Source organism: Pseudomonas sp. Sample_23, assembly GCF_004307595.1.
GTDB classification, from domain to species: Bacteria; Pseudomonadota; Gammaproteobacteria; order Pseudomonadales; family Pseudomonadaceae; genus Aquipseudomonas; species Aquipseudomonas atacamensis.
The window spans coordinates 38,650-60,592 of sequence record NZ_RCNX01000033.1 but is presented as its reverse complement, the minus strand read 5'-3'; the positions used below and the strand labels follow the sequence as shown (position 1 = coordinate 60,592).

The 21,943-nt window shown below is 54.9% G+C and carries 18 protein-coding genes; 1 reads left to right on the top strand and 17 read right to left on the bottom strand.

Going from position 1 to position 21,943, the window contains the following annotated elements:
- Positions 1-12: 12 nt before the first annotated feature.
- Both D8U82_RS07045 and D8U82_RS07040 read right to left on the bottom strand, forming a co-directional pair.
- A complete protein-coding gene (locus tag D8U82_RS07045) occupies positions 13-2,586 on the bottom strand; it encodes a hypothetical protein (RefSeq protein ID WP_130901946.1) in 2,574 nt (857 codons plus the stop codon).
- Positions 2,587-2,773: 187 nt separating this feature from the next.
- Positions 2,774-3,157 (bottom strand): helicase, encoded by a 384-nt coding sequence (locus D8U82_RS07040; protein ID WP_130889055.1) that lies wholly within the window; start codon positions 3,155-3,157, stop codon positions 2,774-2,776.
- Between the two features lie 432 nt (positions 3,158-3,589).
- Here D8U82_RS07040 and D8U82_RS07035 point away from each other — a divergent pair, with 432 nt between their 5' ends.
- A complete protein-coding gene (locus D8U82_RS07035) occupies positions 3,590-3,952 on the top strand; it encodes a DUF6124 family protein (protein ID WP_130889054.1) in 363 nt (120 codons plus the stop codon).
- Between the two features lie 58 nt (positions 3,953-4,010).
- Here D8U82_RS07035 and D8U82_RS07030 read toward each other — a convergent pair whose 3' ends face one another.
- The 15 genes from D8U82_RS07030 to D8U82_RS06960 all read right to left on the bottom strand — a co-directional run bounded on the left by D8U82_RS07030 (position 4,011) and on the right by D8U82_RS06960 (position 21,922).
- Positions 4,011-4,448: a hypothetical protein gene (locus D8U82_RS07030; protein ID WP_130889053.1), complete on the bottom strand. Its 438-nt coding sequence runs from the start codon at positions 4,446-4,448 to the stop codon at positions 4,011-4,013.
- A gap of 64 nt (positions 4,449-4,512) precedes the next feature.
- Positions 4,513-5,601, bottom strand: a complete 1,089-nt coding sequence (locus D8U82_RS07025; RefSeq protein WP_130889052.1) for a tetratricopeptide repeat protein — start codon at positions 5,599-5,601, stop codon at positions 4,513-4,515.
- Positions 5,602-5,658: 57 nt separating this feature from the next.
- On the bottom strand, positions 5,659-6,417 hold the full coding sequence (locus D8U82_RS07020; protein ID WP_130889051.1) for a lysozyme inhibitor LprI family protein: 759 nt from the start codon (positions 6,415-6,417) through the stop codon (positions 5,659-5,661).
- Between the two features lie 2 nt (positions 6,418-6,419).
- Positions 6,420-7,283: a tetratricopeptide repeat protein gene (locus D8U82_RS07015; RefSeq protein WP_130901945.1), complete on the bottom strand. Its 864-nt coding sequence runs from the start codon at positions 7,281-7,283 to the stop codon at positions 6,420-6,422.
- 4 nt (positions 7,284-7,287) lie between these two features.
- Positions 7,288-7,743 carry a hypothetical protein gene (locus D8U82_RS07010; protein ID WP_130901963.1) on the bottom strand — a complete coding sequence of 152 codons (456 nt, stop codon included), beginning with the start codon at positions 7,741-7,743 and terminating at the stop codon, positions 7,288-7,290.
- 88 nt (positions 7,744-7,831) lie between these two features.
- Positions 7,832-8,536: a hypothetical protein gene (locus D8U82_RS07005; RefSeq protein ID WP_241663584.1), complete on the bottom strand. Its 705-nt coding sequence runs from the start codon at positions 8,534-8,536 to the stop codon at positions 7,832-7,834.
- A gap of 20 nt (positions 8,537-8,556) precedes the next feature.
- Entirely contained in the window at positions 8,557-11,007 is a 2,451-nt protein-coding gene (locus tag D8U82_RS07000) for an alpha/beta hydrolase (RefSeq protein ID WP_130901943.1), read from the bottom strand.
- Positions 11,008-11,016: 9 nt separating this feature from the next.
- A complete protein-coding gene (locus D8U82_RS06995; protein ID WP_130901942.1) occupies positions 11,017-12,411 on the bottom strand; it encodes a TIGR01777 family oxidoreductase in 1,395 nt (464 codons plus the stop codon).
- Between the two features lie 138 nt (positions 12,412-12,549).
- Complete coding sequence (locus D8U82_RS06990) at positions 12,550-13,914, bottom strand: lysozyme inhibitor LprI family protein (RefSeq protein WP_130901941.1); 1,365 nt, start codon at positions 13,912-13,914, stop codon at positions 12,550-12,552.
- Positions 13,915-13,934: 20 nt separating this feature from the next.
- Positions 13,935-14,396 carry a hypothetical protein gene (locus tag D8U82_RS06985; RefSeq protein ID WP_130901940.1) on the bottom strand — a complete coding sequence of 154 codons (462 nt, stop codon included), beginning with the start codon at positions 14,394-14,396 and terminating at the stop codon, positions 13,935-13,937.
- 55 nt (positions 14,397-14,451) lie between these two features.
- Positions 14,452-14,832, bottom strand: a complete 381-nt coding sequence (locus D8U82_RS06980; RefSeq protein ID WP_241663583.1) for a hypothetical protein — start codon at positions 14,830-14,832, stop codon at positions 14,452-14,454.
- 47 nt (positions 14,833-14,879) lie between these two features.
- Complete coding sequence (locus D8U82_RS06975) at positions 14,880-15,653, bottom strand: lysozyme inhibitor LprI family protein (RefSeq protein ID WP_241663580.1); 774 nt, start codon at positions 15,651-15,653, stop codon at positions 14,880-14,882.
- A gap of 459 nt (positions 15,654-16,112) precedes the next feature.
- Positions 16,113-16,967 carry a tetratricopeptide repeat protein gene (locus D8U82_RS06970; protein WP_130901939.1) on the bottom strand — a complete coding sequence of 285 codons (855 nt, stop codon included), beginning with the start codon at positions 16,965-16,967 and terminating at the stop codon, positions 16,113-16,115.
- Complete coding sequence (locus tag D8U82_RS06965; RefSeq protein ID WP_130926257.1) at positions 16,957-19,830, bottom strand: hypothetical protein; 2,874 nt, start codon at positions 19,828-19,830, stop codon at positions 16,957-16,959. The genes D8U82_RS06970 and D8U82_RS06965 overlap by 11 nt, the downstream gene beginning before the upstream one ends.
- Before the next feature lie 49 nt (positions 19,831-19,879).
- Entirely contained in the window at positions 19,880-21,922 is a 2,043-nt protein-coding gene (locus tag D8U82_RS06960) for a type VI secretion system tip protein VgrG (RefSeq protein ID WP_130901937.1), read from the bottom strand.
- Positions 21,923-21,943 lie beyond the last annotated feature (21 nt).

Genomic DNA, 21,943 nt, shown 5'->3' with positions numbered 1-21,943 from the left:
TGATTGGCGTAATCAACCTCGGTACCGAATCACCCAGCCCTGCGGATTCGGGAAGCTTCCAATGAAATACCCTCCCACTACAATTCGGCCGTCCGTCAAAAGCGCCATGTCATGAAGAGCTTCCAGGACGCCGTCCTCGTCGAAAATACTGAACCCTGTGCCATTGAATGACAGGTCTGGTGTTCCGTCTGCCAAAAACTTCGCCGTGATCGCACTCGGATCATCGTCAGTTACTCCGATCCCGGTATCGCCGCTGACGACGATTGAACCGTCAAGTCGCGCCACACAGTGCAACCACCTCAAGCCTTGCGGGACGAAGTCGGAGAACAATGGTTTACCGTCATTGAATACGAGATTGTAGGAGCCTTTGGACGTGAGGACCGCAATCACTCCACGCATGGCACCGTCCCTTACGGCAGACCCTGCAAGAACAATTTTGCCATCCACAATTGAAATGGCGGACAGGTGGATATCGTCCTCTCCAGAGATGATCACGACGCCGTTACCGTTCTCGCCAAATTCCCTGTCGATCTGGCCGTTAGCGTCGAATCGAATGACGTAAGCGCCCGAAGAGGGTCCGCTGTAGCTGCCACCAACCACTACACCGCCGTCAGGTTGATGCGCGACCACCTGCGCAGAACTGTGCTGGTGTGCAATGCCAGCGAGTTCGACAAACGCGAATCCCGCACCATTGAATGTGATGTCGTTCAAGCCATCCGGATTGAGCCGCATGACGATGCCACTCAAACGGCCAGTGCCGTCTTCGACGGAGCTGACCAGAAGAATTTTCTCGTCCTGCCGCAAGACAGCGTCGCCGGTATGACCCGCGCTCCCCATCTGCGCATAAGGAAGGTAACGCACACCCTGTTCAGCAAAGTCCTGATCCAGCCGCCCGTCTTGGTCTTGTTTCACAACAACCAGCCCAGCAGAAACAACAGGCCCATTGCTCTGGTACTCGGCGCGAACGAGCCAACCACCATCCGGGAACGGCGTCAGCTCTAGCATCGAGTGCATATATAGACCGTCCTTGAGTGAGATTTCGACGAATCCGGTCCTTTCTTCACCAAACTCAAGGTCCAGTTGGCCGTTCTCCAAAAGCCGGGCGATCAGCGTTTCCAGGCCATCCTTGCGTCGACGGACAGCCACCAGCAACTTGTTGTCGGGCAGCGCCAGCAGCGCTCTTACGTCAAACTCAGACAGTCCTCCAAGGGGAAATCTGACGATGCCGCTGTCACCAAAAGACGGATCAAAATCAAGCGTGCCACCCGTCAGGTTTGCGCTGAGATAGCGAGTGATCCAGCCATCCACCCGTGAAGGATCAGAAAGGCTGGTGTGGGTCATGGACACCACTATTCGGCCGTCCTCCATGATTGCCAGATCCCGAGGAAACACTGGCCCCGCGACGTCATCGAAGAGCGTATAGCCAATACCGTTGAAGGCCGTGTCCAGTTTGCCGTCAGCAAGAAAGCGCGCGGTCATTACCGCTGAATCCCCGGCACCAACGACAATGATCGAACCGTCGAGCTGTGATGTATGCCACCACGTCAATACGTCTGGCAGTAACGGGGAAAACAGAGGCTGGCCATTATTGAATACAAGATTGGATGCTCCACTGGCGTTCAGCACAACCACTAACCCGCCGTGGACGTTTTCTTGCCAGGCATCACCGACCGCAACGATCCGGCCATCACTTCCGCGCACCGAAATGGCTTTCAGAGAGCGCTCGCCATCCTCGTTGAAAATCAGCTTCGCTTGTCCGTTGTTGAATTCCCTATCCAACTTCCCCGCTGCGTCCAAACGTGCCAGAAAAACTCCGGAGCCTGTCTCACCATTCTGAAAGGATCCGCAAACCAACACCTTGCCATCGGCTTGAACAGCGATAGCGCTGGCGGTGCTCGAGGTGGCACCAACATCCACCGAGACGTAGCCCGCGCCGTTAAATGATTGATCGAGCGAGCCGTTCGACAAAAGACGTATCACCACGGGTGATGGCGAAGGTTCATCGACCAGCAGGAAATGGAGCAGGACGATTTTACCATCGACCTGCTGAGCTACCGAGCCGGTAGAACCATTTGCAGAGGAGGACATTCGGTTCAACTCTGCCCCTGCCGACGACGCAAGCGGGGAGCCCGGAATCTCATAATAGGAAAGTAGACTGATGCCGTGATCGCCGAACGAATCGTCCAGCTCACCGCTGTCTTGCAGGCGAATCAGTGCCTGGCCAGCGTCGACGGCCTTCTGTGTGAAGTATTGAACGCGCACCAGCCAACCGCCGTCCTGCAACGCATCGAGCCCAAACACGGCGCTGATGCGAGCGTTGACTAAAGATATCTCGACGAAACCTGTCTCATGACTTCCGAAGGACTTGTCGAGCGTCCCGTCTTCGTTCAATCGTGCGATGGCAAGCGGCGCATCATTTCCTTCCTGAGGAAGGGCGACCAGCAACTTCCTGTCGGGGAGTGCCAAAACGGCCGCAGCCTCATGGCTCGCAATGCCCGGTATCGGCAACTTCAATAAACCATTCAGGGCAAAAGAGGGATCGGGGGTACCTGGGGTTATAAAGACCTGAGCGTGAGCCTGAGTCATGTTCTTGCTCCATCAAGTGCGTTGCGTCCTTTACGGGACCAGAGCTTGAGTAGAGCATCGCGAAGATGAGCAAAGCACCTGACAGAAATGACAGTTCGACTGTCTTTACAGGCCTAAACAGCAACCCTGCGAGCCAGCGAGCACACCATTCTTCGATGCGCTTCGCTTGGAGCCAACCAGGAGAATCTCAAGCTTTGGCCTTTGCCTTCCTCGGCACCAAATACTTCATCAACCCCTGAAACCACATCACCAGCGCCGGGTTGCCCTTGAGCTGGATCGACTTGTCCTGAATTCCCTGCATAAATGCCAACTGCTTGTTCTTTGCCTGCATCGTGGCAAAGCCATAACCGGCATCTTTAAACGCAATCGCAAACGCAGGCTCCGCCACTACCCCAGACTTGCTGGTGATGCGCTGATCCTTGACCACGAAATGCCGCGCCACTTTCCCATCCAGCGTCTGCAACTGAAACACCAGATCCTTGTCACCCAACTGCTGCTGGAACGCAGGATTTGTCCGGCTGGCCTTACCCATCAACAAACCCATCATCCACAGAAGAAAACGAAATTTCATGCGCACAGCCTCAAAAGGAAAATGAACGGCCGAGGCAGTGTAAGGGATTCGGAGGATAACGCCAGTATCTGACGCTGTTGGAAGAGGATGTAGACCAATTCCTGCACGATGACTGCCAAGTCACGATTCAACGTTTACCCCTGATCGTTCCCCCGCTGCGCGTGGAACGCATCCCGAGACGCTCCGCGTCTCACCGTTCACCTTTCCTACACCTGTTGAAACACATCCCTGTAGGAGCCGGCGAAGCCTGCGATCTTTTGATCTTCCGGCCTGCGAATCCATGGGAAATTTCCTGCGAAGTGCGGGGCTGTCCATGAACTAGGCGAGCTCGAAGATCACCGATAGGCTTTCTGCGTCATCGGGTATTCGATGACCGGATGTGCAAGTCCGAATTCGGGAGCAATTTCTTCTTACTCCAAGGGATTTACACCGATGACCAATTCAACGACCAACACCGAGGACACCTCCCCCTACGAATCCTTCGATTCAAGAAAACTACATGAAGCCGCCGAACGCGCCCTCGATCACCATTTGGGCAACCCCGGCCATCCACCGGCCCCACGCCGCGAAGGCTTGTTCAGCCTGAACCCGGACATCGACGCCGAAGCCCTGCTGGCCAACGCCTCGGAAGACCTGCTATCCATCAGCATCATCGCTGCGGACCTTGCGGACGACATAGATGGCTTACGCCGCTCGGTTGCACTGGCATTGAGTAGGATGGCGGACGGGGTGAGATTGATGGTGGAAGGGACGCTTGATCACATTGAAGTGCGGAACATGGCGGCCAAGTTTTAGCGAGATTCACGGATGAAAAAGAGGGGGCGTTGAGCCCCCTTTCTCGATGATCCCTGTCTTACCACCGACAGCCTGTCTCTGGAGATGCATCCATGGTGATGTCTTGTTCAAATGAATACTTATTTCCGGATTTGTAGTTCGTGTAAGTCATCCCGTAAATTCGAGCACCCTGGCTGACCATTTCATATTCGCCTGTCAGCGAGTCTTCGGACACTTCTACCCAAGTTGTCGTGAACTGAGAAGGCCGCCCCTCTGCCATGACTTCCTCTTCGACACTCCGATAGACAAGTGGAATGACCTTTCGGGACTTCGTGTACTTGACCCCTGCTCCGCTCCACCGTGAGACGGTGTCGTAATAGGATCGAAACTCGAAATTGATGTTCTTGCCTTCCAACGAACGGAAGCAGGAAACCTCGGTGGTAACCTCACCTAGGGCAGTCAGCGGTATTAGAAGAAGCGCAGAAATAAACGCAAACGACGATTTCAAACCGATCATTCCTTAGCGACTTATGGACAATTGAAAGTGCTTTTCTGCGAACTTTACGGGAATAGGGCCCGAATCATTTCTTGGAGAGTCCAGCACAGCGCTCACCCACCCTCGCCGGGATCTTCGAAACCTTCCCCGCTTCAGACATTCGCGATGCGTATTGCTTGTACGCCGCCACCGCCCGCTCTTTATCGTTCACGGCCCAATAACTGTCAGCGAGATTCAGGTAAGCAACCGTCCTGTTTGGGTGGTTGGCAATCACTGCATTGAGCAACTCAATCGACTCAGCGTAGTAACCCGCCTCGCCGAGCAGAAAACCGAGGTCGTTGGACCAGCCGGGACGCTGCGGGTAGTAGTACTTTGCGACGATATAGCTATCCGGGGGACAAGTGTCATGCGAGCCACCGCCCATCAACGCGTAGCTCATCGTATCCTTGAAGGAAGAGTCATCACCCTTTCGGTAGGCTGCCAGCGCCATATCCAGCAAATCAGCCGAATTGACGGTCATCAATTTCTTTCTAACGCCCTCAATACTGCCAGTACGAGCAACCTGCAGCTTCTGCAGCGCTTCACGCCCGTCGAAAGAAGCGAGAGTGATTGGGCCCAATGTCTGCACCGGCAACTCCACTACGCTGACAAGCGACCGATCACAGGAGTCGTTGTTCGCCACTTCCAGCAGAGCTTTCAGCTCAAACTGCTTTGAACCTCTGTTGAAGGCGAACAACAGGTTGAAGTTGTAAACCGCGTTATCTTCTTCACTGGTTACCAGCGCGATGTAATCCCCTTCCTCAACGAACGGCTGCTTGACGACAGCTTCCTCAGCCTGCGGATCAATGACAGTCATGACGCCGGGGCGACCTTTAAGTACATGGACGCTGAATACACCCTGAAGCGCAGACGAGTACTGACTCTTGATCAGAGGCAGCGCCTTCGACGTATCGAGCAAAATTTCCTCATTACGTGCCTGCACCGGCGCGATCAACAACCGGTTGGAGGCCTCGTCCGCATCCCCTGTCAGAACAAATACCTTTTGCCGTGATGCATCACCCAGCAAGCTAGCCGGAATTTCCTTCAGGACTTGGGGCGCAGCAAGCGCGGGAGAACCCGGTACAGCGAGACAACAAGTTAGAGCGCAGAGAACGCTCTGCAATACGCGTTTCACTTTCTTCAATCCTTGATTCAATCAAATGATGTCCAAATACGTCCCAATTGACCCCGATTAGGCACCGGGTTCAGGCGCGCCGCATTTCAGCTCTTTGATTTGCTCGTTCTTGATCGGAATCACACAAGCGAGGCGCTTCTCTCCGAGCCCACGAAGCTCCGTCAACCTGAGCGTCACGTGCAATCCATCATCGGCAAACGCATGATCCTCAAACCCGGCATCGGCATAGTCCGTCCAAAATGCCTTGCCCTCGAAACTGCAAAACCGCTTGGAGGACAGCACTCTCCAACCGCCGTTGGGCGCCAGTATCTGGACCGTCAGGCCTGGGCTGCCAAAGGTGCTGACATAACGTGCCACGACATCGCCGAAGCGCTGAGAGCCGGACAGGTACACCTTGTTGAGATCGACCACATTACCCGGCTCATCAGCGACGATTGTGTCCAGGTAGGCCGCACGCTCCAGACTTATTCTGGCCATGCAGTTGCTGATCGTCGTGACATGCGCTGCCACCCCAGGCTCGATTTCCGTGGCTTCAAGCGGGCACGTGGTGTCGCGTAGCTTGATCCAGGCGCGCTGGGATTCTCTGGCCATGGCGACCAGCGCCTTACCCTGCTCAGGGTCGCGCCGTTGTTGAGCCTCAAACCGTCCCAGCAGCTTCTTGTAGCTGGCATTGAGTTGTGTGTCGGCTTCTTTGCGAGCTGCCTCCACACACCGATCGACCTGGGCGCTAACGGTGATTTCTTTACAGTCGTCCTCGGCTATCGCGCAGGAGGCAAACAGGCATCCAAAGGACAACGCGATAAAACGCGCAAACATGTTCAATTTTCCATTCCCTGAATGACGGATCGCTCAACGACACGTTGAGGTATTTTCTGCGCCTTGCCGTCGGCTCTCATCGCGTCGCGGTACTGGCTGTAATAGCGCTGCGCTTCATCTTTGCGATCAAGGCGCCAGAGCGAGTCGGCAATGTTCAACATCAGTACCGTGCGCTTACCCACGGCCTCAACGCCGCGATAAAACTTCAGCGCCAACTCATCGTTACCGCCCTCGGCCAGGTGGAAAGCCAAGTCGTTGAAAGCTTGAATATTGCGCGCCGGTGGGTGACAAGCAATATAGGACTCTGGACTTATAGTGCGAAGATTGAATGCGAGTTCTTCCACGCGAGATTGCGGCATCTCAATATTTGAGACCTGCTTCAATAAGTCCTTTGGAGACGGCGTCTGCATGACGACGTCAGGCGCATCCTCTTCCCCGGAAGTCCACCGATTGCCTTCCCACTTGCCGTAGCAAAACCTGGCTGCAGGCTGACTGAGCACGCAACAGGTCTCCATCGAAATGACCCCGCAACCAGTTTCCTCTGTCGGGATTTCTTCACCCTCCTGGCCAATGACAACGCCATACAGAGTCTGAAGGAGGAGCAATGTTTTCTTGTCGGGACTTAACCAAGCCTCATGCGTTTCGGTACCCACCGCGGGTACATAGAGGGGAAACGTTTTTCCATTGGCGGTAAACGAGGCGACCGCCGACTCCGCAGCAGGCCTGCCCCATGTCTTGTCATTCAGCGTCACTAAGTGCCCGCCAACCCCCACGATCTGAATATTTTCAGACAAGGCATCGGCTGAAGCTGACAGGCCCATGACAAACATCAACCGCTTAAGACTGCCCGCGAGAAGACGGATCATCCACTCACTCCTCATCCATCGGCGACGATTCCACATCGGTCATGCTCAGCAGCCGGAATTCATTGTTCACAAACTCGTAGTAACGGTCCCGGTTACCACTTTCCAAAGCATTCCCCTGCGCATCTTCTTCGCCGTCGAGCGTGATGCCGGAGACGATGATCAAGCGGCTGTCGGGCTGGTAAACCATGCCGAAGGTGCTGCCGTCGTAAGCATTCGGCAGACCGCCAACAACCTCACCGGTCTGGGCGTCCAGCACTTCGCCGCAAATGGCGCTGCCGCCACAGCCGAGCCTGTGAAGGATGTAATGGCCGGCGAAGTTGACCTTGCCTTTCAGGGCTTGCACCCGTGCCTGATCCATCATTGGGCTGCTGTTCTCTTGCGGCACCAGCTTATGGTTAGGGCCGGTGAAAACTGGCGTGACGGTGTAATCCTTGAAGGCTGGATCGGCAGCGAATGCCATGGACGCGGCAGCCAATATCAAGCTGCCGAGAAGAACCGAAAATCCTTTCACGCTGTAGCTCCGTCGACGTAATGCATTTTGGGGATGTTCATTCGAAGGCAATGACGCGCACCGCGTTCTTGATTTGCTCGAACCCTTCGTTGCTGATCGCCAGCGGGGCGGATGAACCCGATTCCGCCGAGCCAATCAGCACGTCTTTGCCCCTCAGCAGGCAAAAAGCGACGCGGGTTATGTGCCGTCGTGACTTGTCGTGGAAACCGAAAATGAATCCCGAAGAGTTCTCCCCGCCCCATTGCTCAAAGGTATAGGTGTTCGCACGACCGGCCAGCGAATTGGGCACCCAGCCCTGATCGGTAAGGGTCGCCGGACACCTGCGGTCGTTGTCGTCACGCAGGATTTGCACCGCAAACGCATCGTCTTCCGGGGGTTTCCAGTCGGTGAGAAGCGAAAAGTACTCCGAGTTTTCACACATCAAACCAAACCACGGCTGGCTCAGGTCGCCGTGTTTCTCGAAGTGCCAGTCGGCACCACTCGACGTCTGCGCTTGCCACAAGCCAGGAGCGCTGGACGGTTTTGGCAGTTGTTTGGCTGCGATAAATACCGAATAGAAATCGTCGAACTTCAGCCATTGGTTCTGCAGCAGCGGCATGGAGAACCGACACGACCCCATGTCTACAACTGTCTCGGTCGGGCCTTGCGCAACCGGCGACTGGCCGGGCTCGTTACCGACCAACACAGCACTTGCGGCAGTCACATAACCCACCTGTAAAAGCGCGACCAGACCAAAGATCAATTCGCGGAGGTATCGTAGTTTCACTTCGCATCCTTCGAATTGATCAATTCCAACTCCCCATCCCGATACACCACCTCACACCCCACCCACGCCGGATCCACCTGCGGCATCACCGCCGACGGCTTGCGCAACTCCCGCAACAACGTCGAGCCATGCGACAAGCGCCCACCCATCCGCGCAATCACCGCCCGCGCAGTTTGGTAGTGTGCATGCCGCCCGGGATCGAGGGTGTCTTCGAGCAAGATGTCGGCGCCGAGGATGCCCTGCACCTGCCCCGGATAAATCATGAACCCGGTCGCCAGCTCCGCACCTTCACGACCGTCCTGCCAAAAGCTGCCATCGCGGGTGCGCATATCGGGGTGCGGTGCAAACCAATGTTCGCGATCCGCCAGCGGCATCGCGTGGTTCAGGCGGAAAAAGATGCGCATCAGGTTGTCGCGGTACCACTCGCGTACTTGCAGGTAGTAACCGCGTAGGCCCGGCAGGCCGGTCGAATGCGCGAGGCGGATCAGACCTGGCCATTGCGGGAATGGCTGTAGCGGCAGATCGCTCGACGCGGGTCGAGGGGTGGCCGGATCGGTTTCCCACGGCAATCGATGTGGACTGTTTTCAAGGTTGTCGTAAGCGGTCGGCGGGCGGCCCAACGCGTCACCGCCGCTGCTGGCCAGCGCCGTGGCGATACACAGATTGCCTTGCACTAAGAACACGTAAAACCGGGTGAACCAGTCCGCCAATTGCTGACCATCGGCGCCTTGGGCGACAAGTTCGGCCAGCTCCCGATCGAAGCGCTGCAAGCCATTTTCAAGGTTCAGCAAATGCCCGCGAGCCTTGCGTTGCATACGCAAAAACAGCGGCAACGAACGCAGCATCTTCAGCGGTTGCCACGGCAGGTGCGGAGTCGCACCGCCGACTTCACCGGCGTAGTTAGCGGCGCTAATGCCCCAGTCGGCGAGTCGGGCGAGGAACAGGTCGTTGTTGATGTAGGACGCGCCGCCGAACACGGCGGTGAACGGCTCGTTGTCCTGCAGCACCCGCGCATCCCAACGCGCCATGATCGCCGGAATACTCGCTGCCGCGCGGCGCTGGGCGTATTCCACCAGTACGCTCGGTTGCGGCGGCAGGATCTCGGCGATGTTGGCGGCAGTCAGGTGGCGGCGCCAGCCGTAATCGCTGATTGGCCGGTATTGCAGCAGCCACAGTTGTGAGCCGTCCCAGGCCCACTCGACGTCGCCGGGCACGTAGTGGAACACGCGCAGCACGTCTTGCAGAAAGCGCCACAGCAAGTCTTCGGTCAAGCCGTGGGATGGCGTGAATGTGCCGCTGCGCCAGGCATCACCGAGCCGCGAAAGCGTTGCCCGTGAGGGGCTGACGTGACCGTCGGCCAGCGATTCGAGATGGCCTTCCACCCATTCCAGTTCTACCGAGAGATGGCGCACGAAAGCGATGCCGGAAACGACCGGGGTGATGAAGCGCTGCACCACCACCTCCTCGACACCTTCGGCCGTCAGTTCGGCAATGCGTTTCGGCACATTGGCGGTCGGTTCGCGCAGATAGGTGGTGCTCAAACCGGCATTCGCGGAATCGGCCTGATCCTCGCCATAACTGGAGGAGCGCACCGCCCAGGTCACATCAGGTTGGGCGGCGAGAAATGCCGGCAGACGCGGATCGGTATAATCGTTGAGGGTCAGCGCTGCCGGTACCGTTTGCCGCGCCAGTTCAGCCAGACGCAAACGCCCGCCCTTGGTGTGCGCGACAAACCCGCGCTCGCCCGACTCCAGCCACTGCGCGAACTGCGCAGGCGAGTCGATCCACGGGTAATGACCCCAACCAGATTTGAGGCTGATGGTCAGATCAGCGCGCGCAAGAATCGCCGACCACGCCGCAGCTTGCTCGATGCCGAGTACAGCGTCCTGATCGCCCCAAACCAACTCGACCGGATCGGTGATCCACTCCAGCAGTGGCAACGCGGTATCGGCGCGAATCAGATCCCAATGCGGCACAAACGCACGGCAGCGCGCATAGCCGGCGCCCATGCGCTGGTACTGCGCAGGCGTCCAGGTCTGGTTGGAAAACTTGCGCGCGAACAGCGTGGGTTTGTTCGACAGCAGCCAGTGGATGGTTTTACGAATCGGCAGTGGCGACATCAGCGCCGGCAACCGCCGCTGCCAGAGAAACGCCCCCACCGGCGCCAACAAAACGCTGCGGGAAAAGTGTCCAGGCCGACGTTGTAACGCGTGCAGCACCAGCAACGCATTGACCCCGACCGCCATGATCGCGCTGCCCTGCTCCGTCATCGCCAGCAAGGTCTGCGCGTAGTCCGCCAGATCCTCGCAGGGTGGCTGCGGGTTGGCGCCGAATCCCGGCAACTCCAGCGGCACCACGTCGTAGCGCTGGAAGTGCGGCAGCGCGTCATCCCACCAATCGGCGGCGCTGCCGTTGCCGGCCAGCAGGTACATCAACGGCTTGTTCATGAGCGATCCTCAGGTCAGATCGCGCAGAGCGGCGTCGAGGGTTGGATAACGGAATGTGTAGCCGGCCTCGGTCAAACGCTGCGGCACCACGCGCTGACCGTCGAAGAACAGCTGCGCCATCTCCCCCGCCAATGCACGCAGTGGCGCGGCGGGAATGTGCAACCACACCGGACGCTTGAGGACCTTGCCGGCCTGCTCGGCGAACGCGGCCTGACTGACCGTTTCCGGCGCCACCATGTTGTAGGTCCCGCGCAGATTGTCATCGTTGAAAGCCCGCGCTATCACCTGAAGCACATCGTCGCGATGCACCCAGCTCATGATCTGCTGACCGTCACCCATGCGCCCGCCGAAACCCAGGCGTAACGGCATAAGCAGCGGCGTCAACGCACCGCCCGGGCCGAACACCACACCGAGACGCAGCACCACCTGACGCACGCCAAACTCGGTGGCCGGTCGCGCGGCGGCTTCCCAACGCGCGCAGAGTTCGGCCATGAAACCGTCGCCCTTGCTGGCGTGTTCGTCGAGGCTTTCGCTGGCATCGCGCACGCCGTAGAAACCGATGGCCGAGGCTTGAATCCATAGCGCGGGTTTGTGCTTGGTGTTCTTCAGCCAGGTCATCAGCGCTTCGGTGGTGCCGACTCGGCTGGCGAGCAATTGCGCCTGACGTTTGGGAGTCCAGCGTGGGCCGGCGACAGGGGCGCCGGCGAAATTGATCACTACGTCGAAGGCTTCGTCATGACTGAGTTCGATGAGTGAATGCACGCAGCGGACGCGGCCGTTGAATAGATTGGCCGCGCTCAACGGATCGCGCGTCAGTACGCTGACCGAATGGCCCGCGTCGAGTAATCGATTGACCAAGGCTTCGCCGATGAACCCGGTGCCGCCGGTGATCAGCACGCGTTTGAAAGCGCTGCCGGCAAACGGGTTGGATTGGCTCGGTGTCTTTACTGCAGGAGGCTTCCGGCGATCATGCCGATACAGCCAGAACAACGGCGGCAACAACACCAGCAACGCAAAACCGTCGAGCCACAAGTGCGACCAGACCTGTTGTTGCGCTGAAAGCCACATGTCCTGCGGCGCCCATAACAGGATGCCGGCGCTCAACCAGCCCCAGACTGCCGGGGCTTTCAAGCGATTGCCCAAGTGCACCAGCGCGAGCATGTACAGCGAATAACTTTGCAACGTCGCGCCGAACAGCGCGAGCCACCAGACTTGTTGTTCGTGGCCGGCGGTGGGAACCGCATCGGCACCCCAGAACGACAGTTCGAGGACTTGCAGGTAGCCATCGAGCAAGCCGGAGTCACCGGCCCAGGTCAGGATAAGACCGGCGAGGATATGCGTGATCGCAGCGGCATATAGCCAAAGCACCAACGCTGGGCGAAGCGAGGAAGAAGGGGCTGGCATTCCGTGTCCTTAGCGCGTTCCTTGGGGTGGGGAGTTTAAAGGAAAATCGGGGTCGTCAGATGCTCAAGCGTTAAACGTTTTAGCGTAGGGGATTCAGACAAAACTTGTGCAAAACCGCCTCGAACAGCCCCTCGAAATTCAAATGCAGTGGCTGACTTTGATCGGCGCCGTGGCTGACGATCCCAATCGCCCCACGTTGAAGACGCCCAACTGGTCACCTTTGTCAGCCGCCATTTGATAACAGGCTAACGCCCGCGATATATCCTTCGTTCCTAACTCCCCACCCTCAAAGGTAGAGGCCAGGTAATTCATCGCGTCCGTGGAGCCCATGGTAATCGCCCGAATAACCTGCTCTTCTGCCTGCTTGGGATGAAGGCAAGGGCCGTTATAGTCAGTGGAGTTTCCTGAACAAAGAAACGTCGCATAACCCATCGCACCCTTTGGTATTTTCGAAGCCGCTTTGAACAAAGCCTCAACCTTAGGGGTTTCCAACTGAGATGCCATTTGCGAAAGACTCAGGCTTGCCGCCGACAGGCTCGCCTGTGCATCACCCGACTCAGCAGCACACACAAAATTCTCCAGGGACGCTTCAATCAGCTCCGCAGTCAGCCGGTATTGCTCAAGAAACCCCAGCCCACCTAAAGCTTCAGCACGCTGATCACAGAAGTTCTCGGCGCGGCTCATTCCTGGATTACGTGTTGCGACAAGATCCTTCTCACTGATCGACCAATCCTCAATCCCCTCAAGCACCCAGCACGCCTGACGAGAGAAGTTGAAGATTTTCACATTGCTGTTACCCGCCCGTTTATCCACAACGTTGACGTGACTGTCGTCGACCTCTTCGATCTCGACTCCAGGTGTCTTGCCGGGTGTGATTGCAGCCATCAGCGGATAGGTGAACGTTGTTCCACTAACTCCCGAGGTCGAAGGCTCAAAGGTACTACGTTCCTTTCCCGCCACCGGTTTCAACACCAGGGACTTGACCGTCATTGCAGTGAGACGGCGCTGTGATTCGCTGCTGGCGGAAAACGCCGTCAGGAACGGCGCGAACTCCTCCGAGGGGCAAGCGCCGCTGGCCGGCGCCGTCGAAGCGCTCTTGTCGGATGCAAGAGCAGGGACAATCTTGTCCAGATACGCCGAGCGCTCACGACTCATTCTGGCGATGCACGAGTTGACAGCGAACACATGCGCCGGCATCCCCGTCTCGATCTCGAACGCCTCCAAAGGGCAGTTCGCATCGCGCAATTTCAACCACGCACGTTGCGATTCTTTAACCTTCGCCGCGTACTCCGCACCCAACGCCGGATCTGTTCGATAGTCAGACTCAAGCCGCGTCATCAACTGCTTGTAGCTGACATTCAACTGCGTATCGGCAGCCTTCTTCGCCGCCTCCGAGCAGGGCACCATTTCCAGGCTTGAGGTGACATTGCGGCAGTCGTCCTGCGCGTAGGCAGCTGAAGCCGGCAGCAGTAAGCCCAGAAGGGTTAAAACAAAACGGTTCACTGTGTTCTTCCTTGAGTCATTCAGGTTTTGCGTTTGGTGAATCGGGTGATGCATTGCTTGGGCATGTTCATTTCCCAGTAGGTGCTGAGCAACGCTTTACGCTTTTTGTCGACGCGCAGGTTAACGAATCCATCGCCGCAGTCCGGCTGTAACTCTTCGAAGGTGCCGGTTATGGCTTGATAATTGAACACTCGGTAGTAGTCATAAGTGCCCATGCCGTCATCGAGCTGCCAGATCGCGAAATCCTTGGCGCCGTCGAAGTTGAAATCATCGAACTGCATGTGGAGTTCGTTTTCGGCTTCAAAATCGATTGTTCGCGACTCGCTGTGCGTTTCGCTTTTAACCGCGATGCTCAGCTTGGAGCCTTCGAGAACCAGCGTCGCGTCGACGCCTTTGGTTGGACTGAACGTGGTGGTTTCGGCTAACGCCGGGATCGTCCACATCAGGCCGAGCAGTGATACCGCAAGAGTTTTGAATTGCATGTACTCGCCCTACTCCCACTTGCATCCGGACTCCAGAGAAGAGTCGATGCTGGTGTTATTTCCGAAATGAAAAAACCTTGCCGTTAGACCTCTTCGTGTAAGACATCGAGACGATGTGCGTCCCTTGAGACACGAACTGATAGGTTCCCGTGACGTTGCCGTTGATGACTTCAGACCAGGTTGTGGTGCTCTGCCAAGGCGCATCGGGACTGAGCATCTCGTCCTCGTAATCCGTCAGCACAATGGAAATGGGTTCGCTGGACTTGGCGTACTTGACGAAGCCACCGGACCATTTGCTGGCTTCGTCGTAGTAGGTACGGAGTTCGAACTTTACCGGGCTCGATTGGGATAGTTCGAAGCAAAGTGATTCGGTGGTGACTGCGCTTTGAGCGCCTAAAGGAAATAGCACAAAAAAGAGAAAGAAAAGTTTGTTCATGCTCATCCAAGTCGACGCTTTCGCGCGAATGCTCTGGCTTGTCCGTTTCAACGTCTGCTCTTGTCCGGTGCCAAAGCCAATTGGCGAGCACGCTCTATCGTCGCGCGAATTAGGCAGGCATCGGACCACTCACCGAAAACTGATTTATGCAATTTCGGGTCGGCCTGGCACTCCGCATCTCGAAATTTCATCCAGGCTCTTTGAGTTTCCCTCAGTGCTTTCTGACCGCTTTCGTCCAGCCGACTCATACGATCCCGATATACAGAATTCAGCAATGCATCCGCGTCAGGAACCATCAGATCAAGAACACCATTTCCCGAGGGAAACCACTCAACGTCGGCCAATGCCTGTTCGCTCTCATTGTTCCAATTGTAGAGGCCGTTTTCTTCGATCTTCAGTGTGGCGGATCGCTGATGGTGATTCGTCGGATCGCTCTCGCTGACCTCCGAGCGATAAACAATTTCCAAATAGATAGGGTCGGTTGTGCGCTGAGGATCATTCAATAGCGTTTGCCGAACAATGGCCCGTTGCTTTTTGCTCTCCGTGATCTCTATCGAAAAGCACGGATCCGGCCCAGGACGCTCTGCGGACGCCTTCCTCTCCAGGCATTGATTTCGCACCGCCATTGAAGGGGTATCCGAACCGCCACCCACATCAACGACTCTGACAAGCAACCGGACTTCCGGGTCCTTGGAAAAGTCGGCCTGAAGGATGGTGGCAATCATCGTGCCCTCAGCCATGACCACAGGCGACAGTATTGAAAGTAAAAAAATGAGGCTGAATCTGAAAATCTGCATTCCTTGGCGTCCGTAAAAACTCATTGATCCGTTCAATTCTGAAGGGGCCTGCGACAGAAGATAGAGTCAGAACCGACAAACGGGCCAGATCTATTTAAGTTCTCAACCAAATTCAAAGCGATCGAACGCAACAAATAAATCCGTCCCCTTTTCCTCAGTCCCCTCCGCATATATATAAATAGCAAAAGCAGCAAGAGTCGGATCATTTGTGTATATCTCAAAATAAATAAACTAGCAAAAAATGGAAAATAAGGAACGCCGTAGTCAGGCAACGTTTTTTGGTCATTACTAAAACGTGGCCTTTCCTAATTTCACTGATCATTAGGCGCAGAGAATGAAGTAATTTGTAAGCCCACTCATGAACAGCCATTTTTTCGAACAATTACTAACCTATTATCTACCCATTTCGCCTATGCAGCCAGTCTATAAAAGACTGGCTCTTTTCATAAGTAAAACGATCACTAATGCCTCATATCATCCCACCTACTTCAATCGTTCTGCAACTCGCGCGGGCATTTTCCCCAGCAGGCCTTTCTTTGCCATCGCCGAACGATAATCAACGTAATAGCCCATTGCTTCTTCGTGTTTACCAAGCGCCCAGAGCGAATCTGCCACATTAAGCTTCAACGGTACCCTATTCGCTGCAAGAGGAAGTAGACGCTCATAAATTTGCATTGCTAATAGGTGCTCACCACCCTGCGCAAAGTAGAACGCAACATCGTTATATGCTGGAATACTTTTTTCCGGTGGGTAACATGCCATATATGAAGGAACCCCCATAAAAACATAATCTTTTAATGTACTAGCACGAGATTCGCTTCCAGTAACTCCAGCCACGTTAGAAATCAATCGACTTGGTGGAACCCCTCCCGTAGCAGCATCAAAAACATCTCCTGTAGAGTCCTTCCACCGTTCATCCTGCCAAGCACCATCACACTGCTGCACTGAACCAATATTTTTAACACAACCTGTTTCTAGCGATATCACGTCGCAGTACGCTTGAGAGGAAATTTTTTTATTACCATCCCCATCAATAACTTCCCCAGCATTGGTTCTTTGAACGATCAAATATTTTTTCTGAGGAGACATCATGCTCACATCAGAACTGGCCACAACTCCTTCTTCTAAATTATCAGCCTTAGTAGGAATCGCGTAAATCTTGAATTCAGCTTTAGAGTTTTTAAACTCAACCTCACTCCACCCTCCAAATTTTTCGTTATACCCCGTAAAGCTTAACTTGCTATTGTTTATGCCAAGCAATCCTAAACTTGAATTCTCAGCATAACTAGGCTCAATAGCGAACAACGCCAAAACCGCGAACAAGAAATTATTGAACATTAACCGCCGCCTTCAACTTTTCATATCGATCTGATGGGTCCGTCATACCGACCCGATTAGGTCCATAAATATCGGTAATTTTTCGCTCATAGAGTGCGTGATTACTACCCCAGGTTGCCAAATCTTTACTTACAGTAGGGTTCTGTAAAAAAAACTTATTTAACGCACTTTTCAAATTTGCGCCCACGTTACCAGGACGATTGACGTGCTCATCTAAAACCGTAGCTAAGCCAAGTGTTGACAGAAATAGCTGCCCAACATTAAAGCTATACGTACTTATCGACTTGACACGAACATCTCTCAAGCGCTCAACAAATTCTGAGATTTGAAGCTCTACATATTCAGGCGATCCTACTGCACAAGACAAAACAGCTACTGGCTTACACTGAATTACATGTCCAAAATTAAACTCACCGCAGCCTTCCCTTAATTTATTCTTCAACGCCTCCCGCTCAAATTTTTCACCGTTTGAAAACTCAGCATCTTGATAGTATAGCCTAGGTTTATCTGAACTCAGGTCCAAGTGCCAGCCTTGATTTTCAAATAATTCTACATACTCTTCAGGATAGAGTTTTTTGAAATTTTTGATTTGAATCGGAAGCTCGCCCTCGCCATCGATATTGACAGTTTTTTGCATTGCGCCTGCAGATATTATTTCACTATCATACGCTTGAACAGTATTCACCTTCCCCTCATTTTCACACATGACGGAAATAACTTTTTTCTCAAAAGCTGATACGTTACTAGCGGCCTCTACAGCGCTCCATTGAGGAGCGTCCCCCAATTTTCCATTCCCCCAAGCTGCTGGACCATAACGACCATGGTATCTGGTAACTTTCACAACAGCATTGCAAGCACATTGTTTTTTTCGATCAAAATTAGCTATCAGAGCAACAACGTGTACGTGCCAAATTTTTCCATCTGAATTAAGGCTTACCTTTGCAGCAACTTCTTTCCACCAAGACAACGAATTGATTCGCTGCTTTTGCGCAACCCAATCTAAGTTCGGACGATCCGCTGAATGCCCCATTAGTTCATCTAGGGCATCCCATTTCGCCGCATCATAGAACCACTCACTTTCACACTTAGTGATAAGCTGGGATATAGATTGTGCAAACCAAGGCTTAGCAAGTGCTGCTTGGATTTCAGTAGATGTCAGCTTGTCGTTTTTATCAGAATCAATAATGTCGTACAACCCTTCCTTTACCGGGCCTTTAGTAGATTTACTAGCTAGAGGAACGAAGGTAGCTTTTTCTTCCTCGGTAAGCATATCGCGATCGTGAAGAAACGAAGAAAAGTGATCGGCATTACTGCCGGTCTCTTCAATAAATTTAAACCCGACCCATTCCCACGGTTTATGGCGAGTGGTCATCAAATCCTTTTCGCACACCCATCCGCTGATAGGATTTCCTTGGCCGTCACCCAGTATCCCTTCGAGGTGCCACCATCTAGTCGTACTTGTAGTTGCGGGAGCGTTGCCTGTGCTGGGGGTAGTGGTAGATTGTTTGATTTTTTTTGAATCCGGCAGGGCCTCTAAAACACTTGAGGGAACAACCAGATCATATCCAATCACCACACCGGCGTCGTTGGCTTGTGGTGGATTGGTCGCACTTATATCTGGGCGATGAGTAATTAGCTTCGTATCTTTGTGAATCTTTAACAGATTTTTTTGATCGTCTGGTAAAGCAGCAGCTGCACCTTGGCTAAGAGAAACAAATTTCTCAATGTCATCGCACGTGAATACTTCCACATGCACTAGGTTGCGAGGTGCTCCTTCATCGTGCTCTTGATAATGACCTGCAAATCCAACCAACGCACCAGCCTTAATGGTCACTGGTTCATCGAGCAAAACGACCTTCCCCATATCCTTTGGTTCAGTCTTAGTTTCAAGGGAGGGAAACCATACATAACCTCCAACATTGCCAGCTTCATCAGTAGCAAGTGCAGGAATTGGATTTCCACTCACAACTTTTACTAACTTTCGGTAGTTACCAACTGCACCCTCTTGGCTAATCTCAATCTGAGTGCCAGCAGGCAGTATCGACATAACCTCTCCGGTGGTCGAACCGCTCCTACGCACCCTCAACCCCTTGGCTTGATTAGCAGGAATGTTTTTCGCCAGCTCGCCAATCAAGTACTGATTTCCGCCTTTACTGTTCATTTGGGCTTTGAATACCCATCCGCCTATAGCCGCGGACTGATCAGCTTCAGGCGTCACACTCACAACTTTTAGCCATTTCCCATCTGCGCTCGCCTCTCCAGTGGTCACCGTGGTTCCACGGGGCAAAGTCGTCAGAATATTGCTGTAATCCGCGGATCCGGGAAGCCCTGCGCGCGCATTCAGGCCCTCAACGGGATCCTTCACATCCGCTTTTACTTGGTAGCCTCCATTAACCCAATATGACGGGCGCTCCAACATAGGCGTTTTCGTCCTGTAGCCATCCATGTCCAACAGATGCATATACAGGCTATAAAACGTCAATATCGGTCCCGCAGCTGGAGCAGGTGGCGGAGGTCCACCTGCTCCAGCAGGTGGTGCTGGAGGGGACGGCACCTCCAAGGCATGCTTAATCAGCACAAACCCTGTCGAAGCAAAAGCGGTACGGTCGGTATATACCGTGGCTGGATAAGTGTCATCGATCCGATAGGCAACTACTTGCCCATCAGCGATGCAACGAACCTCGCTCTGTGCCGAGACTAATCCGGAAGCCTCATCAAAATGCACGCCGCCATGCCACAAGCCATTGCTGCCAAGTGGGTAATAACCATCCTGCGCCTTCGCTAATGCCGCGTAATACTGCTGTGGATCTGTGCCACCCGCACCACCAATCTTTATTGGGTAAGACCACTTTTTAACTTTCACTGGCTCTGTCATTTGTACTTTTACCTAATCCTTTTTGATCCGTTGACGGTCAACCAGAGAACCTGATCATTCGCATTGGTCGACGGTCAGCTTTCTGAGGCACCGCATTCCCCAACGCCTGATCCATCAAACTCCCCGCCTTATCCTTATCCGCCGCCCCCGGCAGCACCGGCGGTTTAATCCCGATCCCGGTGCCGGAACCAGCCGAACCACCCGCATTGATCTTGATCACCGGCCCAACCACGGTCACACCACCGCCATCAAGCTTGATAAAGCTCCCACCCCCAAGAATGGTCAGCTCTGTCCCCGCCTCAATAACAATCTTGTCCCCAGCCTTGAGGTGAATCTCTTTCCCCACACTGGTCAGCTGCGCAGTCCCCAGCTTCACATGCTGGTTCTGCCCAACCGTCAGGTGATCATCCAGCTTCGCTTCAATCTTGCGGTCGGAAATCGTCGTGCGGTGTTCCTCGGCTTTCAGCTCGGTGTAGGTGTTCTTCACCACTGTGTCGTGACGTTCATTACCGACCCGAATCTTCTGGTCATGCTCAACGTTTTCATCCCAATCCCGCTGGGCATGAATGTAGATCTGCTCCGCACCTTTCTTGTCTTCGATGCGCAGTTCGTTGTACCCACCGCCACCCGGTGAGCTAAGCGTTTTGAACACGCTGCGAGTCTTGTTCGCCGGCAATGCGTACGGCACCGGATTTTCCTTGTGGTACAGGCAGCCGGTCACCAGCGGTTGGTCGGGGTCGCCTTCGAGGAAGGTGACGAGGACTTCCATGCCGATGCGCGGGATGCTGATGGCGCCGTAGCGGTCGCCGGCCCAGGAGCTGGAGACGCGTAGCCAGCAGCTGGTTTTGTCATCGGCGAGGCCTTCACGGTCCCAGTGGAATTGCACTTTGATGCGGCCGTACTGGTCGCAGTGGATTTCTTCGCCTTTGGGGCCGGTGACCATGGCGGTCTGGCTGCCGAGTACGCGCGGTTTCGGGTGTTCGAGGGCCGGGCGGTAGAACACGTCCCAGGGGGTGGCGAGGAAGGTGTTGCGGTAGCCCTGGTGGAAGTCGTCCTTGTTGTCGGTGGTGTCGCTGGTCACGCCTTCTTCGAGGACTTGCGGCTGCTTGCCCTCGTGGAAGATTTCGGTGAGCAGCCACAGGTCGTTCCACTCGCTGCGCGGGTGGTCGGACATTTCCATGAAGTGGCCGCTGACCAGTTTGGTCTGGTCGCCGCGACCTTCGGCCTGGCGGTAGTCGGCGCGATGGCGTTCGAGGGCGCGCTGGCTGAGGAACTTGCCGCGCGCGCGGTCGATGAAGCGGCCGGGGTAGTCGTAGTCTTCGAGATCCGGTTCAGTGCTGTTGCCGTCCGGTTTGTACGCGGCTTCCATTCGCAGGCGCGGTTTTTCGAAATCGTAGTCGCGGCGCGTGGTGCGCGTGGTGCGGGTTTCCAGGCGCAGTTTGAAAGCTTTGATCACCGGCTCGTCGGCGACCATACCGCTGCCCTGCACATAAGCAGTTGGCTGCCCCAAGTTCTGGAACACGGTCTGGTCGTCGCCGAACACCAGCAGGTGGGCCTTTTCGCTGTGCTGGAAGTGGTAGTGAATGCCTTCCTCTTCGCACAGGCGCTGGACGAAATGCAGGTCGGTTTCGTCGTACTGCACGCAGTAGTCGCGATCCGGGCACGGCTGGCTGAGCTGGAAGCTGTAGGCGTTGCTCTTGATGCCGTGTTCTTCGAGGATCAGCGCGATGATTTTCGGCGCCGACATCTGCTGGTAGATGCGCTGGTTGGTGCGGTGATGCAGGTATTGCAGTTGCGGCACGATCGAGACTTTGTAGCGGGTCAGGCGCTTGCCGGCATCGCCCTGGGCGACGCGGTAGATCTGCCCGTGAATGCCCGAGCCCTGTGGATCGAATGCCAGAAACGCCTGCTTGTGCAGCAGTTGTTCGAGGTCCAGATCGGGGTTTTCGCTGACCAGTTCGAGGTCGAAGCGATACGCCTGGCTGATGCCTTCGGTGCCGGTGAACGACAGCACTTGCAGGTCGCCGACGTAGTCTTCGACCTTGAGGCTGAAGTGGGTTTCGTTAGCTGAGTTGAACATCGTGTGCTCCCTGTTCGAATG